The sequence below is a fragment of the Streptomyces endocoffeicus genome (genome assembly GCF_016741935.1).
Classification (GTDB): domain Bacteria; phylum Actinomycetota; class Actinomycetes; order Streptomycetales; family Streptomycetaceae; genus Streptomyces; species Streptomyces endocoffeicus.
Genome location: NZ_JAERRG010000092.1, coordinates 1 through 6,409, shown reverse-complemented (window position 1 = coordinate 6,409; position 6,409 = coordinate 1). Strand labels below are relative to the sequence as shown.

Genomic DNA, 6,409 nt, shown 5'->3' with positions numbered 1-6,409 from the left:
GACCGCCCCCGCCGCGCTCTCCACCTCCATCAACGACGCGCTATGCCGCTCCTCCTCGAACGCCACCCGGCCGCCCCGCAGCCCGAACAGCCGCTTGGACAACAGGATGTACACCACCGCGAGCACGTTCAGCACCAGCGTGGCCACCTTCAGCCAGCTGACCCGCTCGGTCAACTCATAGACCTCCAGCGGCAGGAACGCGGCCGTGGCCACCACCGCCAGATACTCCGCCCACCGCTTGAGCATCCACAGCCCCACCCCCTCCACGATCTCGATCGCGGCGTACGCGCACAGGGCCGCGGCCGCGATCATCAGCGTGGAGTGCCGGTATTCGAAGGTCTTGCGGATCGTGTCGACCACCGGTGAGTGGTCGAGGTCGTAGTGGAAGTGCCGGGCGACCGGCCGCAGGGCGGTGAGGTACTCGTCGAACAGCCGGTGCACCGAGTTTTGGGTGTTGCTGAACTTCCACACCGCGACAGCCGCCAGAAGGACGAACAGTCCGCGGACGGCCCGCTCGACCGCGATGAAGCGCATGATGACCAGGTCCCGCAGGGCCTTGCCGCGCGGGACGAGCGGGGCGTCGGCCGCGGGCCCCGATCCGTGGGCGGGGCCGAGGACGAAGTCTCCGCAGCGCAGACAGCGCCAGGCGTCACCGAGCGCGGTGGCCGCGTGCAGCCGCTCACGCAGCGGCGCCTCGGCGGGCATATACGTGACATGTCCGCGCCGTGCACAGGACCGCCGGTTCCAGTCGATCTTCACTGCTGACCTTCCGCTCCGTCTTTCCGCAGGTCATCGACGCTACCCGGCAAAACGCCCCGTTTCCACTGCGACCAGACCCGTCCCTGCCCGGCGACGGACCGGCCTCCTCGGGCCACGGTGTTCAGGCCCGACGGCCGAGGCGGGCTGTGACCCATACATCGCCGAATGCCGTCCTGCCCGTATGCGTGCTGCGCTGGAGGTCGGCGAAGCTGACGAGCCTATCGGGGTGGGATCGATGACGGACAGCACGAGGCGGTCGTCGCCGTAAAGATCCAGTCGCGGACCGTTGAGGGCGAATCCACCCACTGACGAATCGAGGTCGTCGGGCGCCACACCGTTGCGCCGGCGCGTCCTGCACGGCACCACACCCCCTCGGAGAGGCGTGCACTTCCCTCGCACATCTTTTCCACTCCGGCCTCTCTACGCTTAGCCACGTTCCCGCTCGACTTCCAGCACAAGTAAGGATCCCCAGTGAATTTCCTCAAGCGCATGGCGGCGGTAGGCCTCAGCGGACTGGCCATCATCAGCATCGGAGGCGGCGTCGCCGACGCGGCCCCCAAGGCACGAGCAGCGGAATCTTGCAGCAGCTTCGGTGTGAACGGATTGAACTTTGTCTGTGTCTTGTGGGATTCACAGGACTATAGAGCGACGCTGTACACCGGCTCTGAGGACAGAGGCCTCATGGACTTCAATCTGATTTGCGCGAATGGTCGATGGTTCGGTGATCTCGGCGCGTTCGACACCGGGCCCTGGAATGATTACAGTTACGTTTTCCCCGTCGGCTCGCAGTTGGCGTAATAATGACCGCCAATGGTGATGGTGGAGTGGCCGAGTCGCCCGCCGTCAGGCCCGCGTGCTGGCCACACCCCTGGAAGACCTCTCCCGCCACTGCCGGGCCGTCACCGAGGGCGACCTGAACGCCCGTGCCGCCCCCAGCAGCATCGCCGAGATCGACCAGGTCGCCAGCACCCACAACGAGATGCTGCGCAGCCTGTCCGAACTCCTGCGCCGCGAGCGCGACTTCACCGCCACCGCCTCCCACCAGCTGCGCACCCCGCTGACCGGCCTGCAACTCACGCTGGAGGCGGGCCTGCAGCAGGACGACGACGCCCGGCTGCGACCGCTCCTGGCCGAGGCGCTGACCGCCACCCAGCGCCTGCACCGCACCGTGGAGGAAGTACTCCGGCTGTCCCGCCCCCAGGACACGCCCCGCCTCGCCGCCGGGCAGGTTGCGGTGACACGCCTCCCGCAGGAGACGCAGGAGCGGTGGCACGGCCTGTTCGCCGACGACGGCCGCCACCTGGAGTGCGGCACACGGGAGGTGCCGGCGGATGTCCGGGTGCCCGGCGGCCCTGTGTCGGAGGTCCTCGGCGTGCTGCTGGACAACGCACGGACGCACGGGCGCGGGACGACCAGGTCGCGGTACGGGACCTCGACGACGCCCTCGCCTTCGACGTCAGCGACGAGGGCACCGTGCAGGGCGAACCGGTGCAGCTGTTCGACCGAGGACAGACCAGCGACGGACGGGGAACGGGCATCGGCCTGGCCCTCGCCCGCGACCTGGCCGTCTCCATGGGCGGACGGCTCTTCCTGACCAGTGACACCCCGGCCACCTTCACCTTGCTCGTCCCGGTCCGCCGGGACGAGCATGACGCCGCCGAGCCGACGGACAGGTAGGGGGAGGGCGCCTCGGCATCGTCTTATCGTCTTCACGACGATGGGCTTTCGGATGAGTGGCACAGGTGCACAAGCCCGGGAACACCTCCCCCTCGCCGATCGTCTACAGTGCGAAGAACGTCTACATCCTTGTAGTCATTCGTATCCAGCCGTTCACCTACGTCAGATGCTCCAAAGGAATGGGGCGCTGCCGCCGCGGCTCGTCGTAGGCCGGCAGGCGGTGTGTCCGTGGACCCTGGCCCACTGGCCGCCCGGATCACTCATCTCAGACAGGACCCGCCCGGCCGGAGCACCTGAGGGAGACCATGCGTCACAAGATATTGGTCGTTGAGGACGATCACGTGCTGCTGGACGTGCTACGCCGTGGGCTGTACGAGGAGGGCTTCGAGCCCGTCCTCGCCGGCGACGGTGCCACCGCCCTGCGGCTGGCCACCAGCGACATCGCAGCGGTTGTCCTGGACATCGGGCTGCCCGACGCGGACGGCCGGGACGTGTGCCAGGCGCTGCGCGCCAACGGCTTCCTAGCCCCGGTCATCTTCCTGACCGCCCAGCAACAGCTCGCGGACCGGCTGTCGGGGTTCTCGGCAGGCGGTGACGACTACCTGCCCAAGCCCTTCCATCTGGCCGAACTCATCGCCCGGCTGCGTGCGTCTGTGAAGCGGGCTGCGTCGGCCCCGACGATCGCGGCCGGGGACCTGATTCTGGACGCGGTCGGCCACCGCGTCACCGTGCGCGGCACGGCCGTCGCCCTGCCCCCACGGAGTTCCGGCTGCTGGCCACGCTCGTGGCCGCGCGCGGGGACATCGTGAGGCGCAGGGACCTGATCGGGGCGGGCTGGCCGGAGGGTGGTGCCCAGGTCAGTGACAACACGCTGGACCAGTACCTGACCCGGCTGCGGCGGAAGCTGCGTGAGGCCGGCAGCGCGCTGACCATCGGCACGGCGCGCGGTATCGGACACCGCCTTTCATGAACCGCGTTGTCCTCGATGAGCTTGGAGGAACAGCGGGCGGTCGAAGCCGTTGAGACGCCGGCTTCGACCGCCCGCGTGAGTCCGCAGACATGCCCAGGCTGCTCCAAGCGGCCGCCTGCGCTGTCCGTCACTGGTCGGCCTGTGCCGCGGCGGCGCGGTTCTCGGCGCGGCCCGGCACACTCAACGCGTCGCGGGGACGCTGTGCGGTCTGTGTCAGCCCATGTCCGTCAGGAGGGCGTTCAGTTCCTTCTCCTGCTGCGCATGCGGCATCGGCGGGTTCGAGTGATCGATGCCGAAGGTCCCCAGCACCTTGTCCATCTGGGCGTCGATGGAGGTCCAGCCGGTGTTGTCCAGCGGCTGCAGCGATGCCTGGTCGGCATCCCACAGGTCACGCAGCGACTGGGCGGCCGCGTGCGCTCCCTTCGCGTTGCCCGAGCGTGCGTCCTTGAGCGAGGTGGAGGCGAGGTTCTTCAGCGCGGCGACCTTGGCGGACGGGAACTTCTTCACCGCCTGGCCGGGAGCCATCTGGACGGCGGAGGTGTTGTCCTCCGGCGCCGGGCCGGCGTGGGGCTGGCTGTGGGCCCACACCAGGAGGCCCGTGGTGGCGACGGCGAGCAGTCCGAAACCGGCCAGCGCAACGCGCTCCTTGCGCGGGTCACCGGTGGCGTGTGCGGCGTGGGCAGCCTCGTAGGTCTCGGTCACGTCCGAGCGCGTCACCGTCAGGTAGACCACCGTCGCCAGGATCAGGCCGAGAAAGATCAGGCTGGTGGTGAAGGTTCCCAGGTCGAGACCGGTCGGCTCGCCCGGCTGAGCGACCTTCGGGGAGGCCAGCCAGTCGCCGATGTTCGCGCCCAGCGGGCGGGTCAGGATGTAGGCGAGCCAGAAGGACAGCACCGGGTTCGCGCCGAACTTCCACAGCAGCGTGATCGCCGCGATGAGGCCGAGCGGCAGCAGCACCGAGGCGCCCGGGCTCCAGCCGGTGAGCTCGAGAGTCCAGTCGCCGGTCGCGGTGCCGAGCGCGAAGGTGACGAGAACAGCGAGCCAGTAGAACGACTCACGCGGAAGGGTCGTGACCGAGTGGATCGAGAGGGTGCGCTCGCGCAGCCACCACACGCCGAAGACCACGGCGAGCAGGACCGAGAACACGGCGGAGCTGATCCACAGCGGCACATTCAGCTGGTCGGTGAGGATGTCGGTGTACAGCGTGCCCGTGACACTGACAACGACCACGGTCAGCCAGTACGGGAACGGAGCGTACCGCTTCAGCCGCAGCTGGACGGCCAGGACCACGACGAACACCGCGGTGAAGATCCAGGCCGTGTTCACCAGGCCGACGCCCAGCTTCATGTTGATCCAGTCGGCGAAGCTCTCACCGACGGTGGTGCACAGGATCTTGATCACCCAGAACCAGATGGTGACCTCGGGGACCTTGTTGAGCATGAGGCGCCCGCTGCGTGGGCGTGCTTCCGTTGTCGTTTTCATGCAGGGGAGGTTTACGCGGGGAACCTGCAAGCAACCTGACTACGTGGCTCGCGCGGCCGGGAGTGTCACCTCGACGTGACCGCGGCCGTCCGCGATCGCGCGGACCTCCGCACCGGCCGAGGCGGCGATGCGCCGGACCACCGGCAGCCCCAGCCCGTACCCGTCGCCGCCGGTCACACCCGCTTCGAAGACCCGGTCGACCTCGGCGGGATCGAAGCCTGGGCCGTCGTCCAGGACATCGACCACGATGGCCTCGCCCTGGTTGCGCGCAGTGACCCACACACGGGACTTCGCATGCCGCAGGCCGTTCTCCAGCAGGGGTGACAGCAGCGACACGGCGACGTCGGGCGCCACGGCCACCTCGACCTTCCCCGGGAAGGCGACCTCGACCGCGCGGCTGCCGATCGCCTGCCGCGCGGCGGAGCCCAGATCGCACCGGGTCCCCTCGTCCGTCCGTGCGCGCGCGGCGCGCAATATCGTCGTGATCGCCGTATCGAGGCGGTCGACCTCGCTCAGCACCGCCTCCGGCACCACCGGCTCGCCGGACAGCTGCGCCAGCTGCGCCTCGCCCCGCAGAACCGTGAGCGGTGTGCGCAGCTCGTGGGCGATCTCGTCGGTGAGCCGGCGCTCGTCCGCCAGCGCGTTGTCGACCCGCTCCAGGAGGCGGTCCAGGGTCTGCCCCAGTTCCCCGAACTCGTCGCGGGGGACTCCGAGGTTGAAACGGCGCCCGGGCTCGTGATGACCCCAGTCGTCGGCGAGGGCGGCCATCTCGTGCACGACCCGCAGCGCGCGGTGCACCACGAGGTGCGCGACACCACCGGCGAGGAGGATCGTGAGGCCGCCCAGAATCAACGACAAGGTAAGGCTGCGCTGCTCGGACGTCTCGTAGGGCGTGAGGTCCACCCGGACGATCACCATGACGTGGTGGCCGTCGACCGGGACCTGCCGCGCGTACAGGAGGTAGTCGCCGACGGACACGGTCTGCGATCGCCCCGAGTCCGCCAACGCCTCGACGCGATCGACCACGCTCGGCGGCACGTCCCCGTCGATCAGACGGCCGTCGGCATACACCCAGGCGACCTCGTCGAGCGCCTCGCTGCTGTTCTCCGTGAGCACGACCCGGCCGCCCTTGGTGCTGACGTTCGCCGCGACCGCCTCGGCGCGCGTACGGGCCAGATCGTGCGCGTCGGCGTCCGTCACCCGGCTCAGCAGCACGTGCGAGACCACAACCAGGATCGCGACCACTGCGGTGGCGATCAGTACGGTGAGCGCGACGACGCTTCTGCGGAATCCCGTCACTGCCATCGGTAGCCCACGCCGCGGACGGTGGCCAGACGCTCGGCCATACCCAGCGGACCGAGCTTGGTCCGCAGCCGGCGCACATAGGAGTCGAGGGTGTTGTCACTGACCTGGGCTCCGTGCGGCCAGCCGGCGGCGACGAGGGCGTGGCGGCGTACCGCGTCGCCCTGCGAGGCGATCAGGCGGCCCAGCAGCCGGAACTCGGTCGGGGTCAGGCTCATG

Annotated in this window: 6 protein-coding genes and 2 pseudogenes; 4 read left to right on the top strand and 4 right to left on the bottom strand. The window is 69.2% G+C overall.

Features of this window, described 5'->3' with window-relative positions:
• A partial coding sequence (locus JK364_RS53750; protein ID WP_201858773.1) for a DUF2127 domain-containing protein occupies positions 1 to 759 on the bottom strand: 759 nt, incomplete at its 3' end.
• A gap of 471 nt (positions 760 to 1,230) precedes the next feature.
• Here JK364_RS53750 and JK364_RS53745 point away from each other — a divergent pair.
• The 4 genes and pseudogenes from JK364_RS53745 (at position 1,231) to JK364_RS53735 (ending at position 3,406) form a co-directional block, all read left to right on the top strand.
• The gene (locus JK364_RS53745; protein ID WP_201858772.1) at positions 1,231 to 1,557 is read left to right on the top strand and encodes a hypothetical protein; all 327 of its coding nucleotides are present in this window, start codon (positions 1,231 to 1,233) and stop codon (positions 1,555 to 1,557) included.
• A gap of 55 nt (positions 1,558 to 1,612) precedes the next feature.
• Positions 1,613 to 1,900, top strand: a pseudogene (locus JK364_RS58410) (HAMP domain-containing protein); the annotation flags it as partial.
• A 125-nt stretch (positions 1,901 to 2,025) separates the two neighbouring features.
• Entirely contained in the window at positions 2,026 to 2,436 is a 411-nt protein-coding gene (locus tag JK364_RS58405; protein WP_372462109.1) for an ATP-binding protein, read from the top strand.
• Positions 2,437 to 2,741: 305 nt separating this feature from the next.
• Positions 2,742 to 3,406, top strand: a pseudogene (locus tag JK364_RS53735) (response regulator transcription factor).
• A gap of 213 nt (positions 3,407 to 3,619) precedes the next feature.
• Here the strand turns inward: JK364_RS53735 and JK364_RS53730 are convergent.
• The 3 genes from JK364_RS53730 to JK364_RS53720 all read right to left on the bottom strand — a co-directional run.
• Complete coding sequence (locus JK364_RS53730; RefSeq protein WP_201858771.1) at positions 3,620 to 4,888, bottom strand: COG4705 family protein; 1,269 nt, start codon at positions 4,886 to 4,888, stop codon at positions 3,620 to 3,622.
• A 39-nt stretch (positions 4,889 to 4,927) separates the two neighbouring features.
• Positions 4,928 to 6,193 (bottom strand): sensor histidine kinase, encoded by a 1,266-nt coding sequence (locus JK364_RS53725; RefSeq protein WP_201858770.1) that lies wholly within the window; start codon positions 6,191 to 6,193, stop codon positions 4,928 to 4,930.
• On the bottom strand, positions 6,184 to 6,409 hold a 226-nt coding region (locus JK364_RS53720; protein WP_201858769.1), incomplete at its 5' end, for a helix-turn-helix domain-containing protein. The genes JK364_RS53720 and JK364_RS53725, both read right to left, overlap by 10 nt.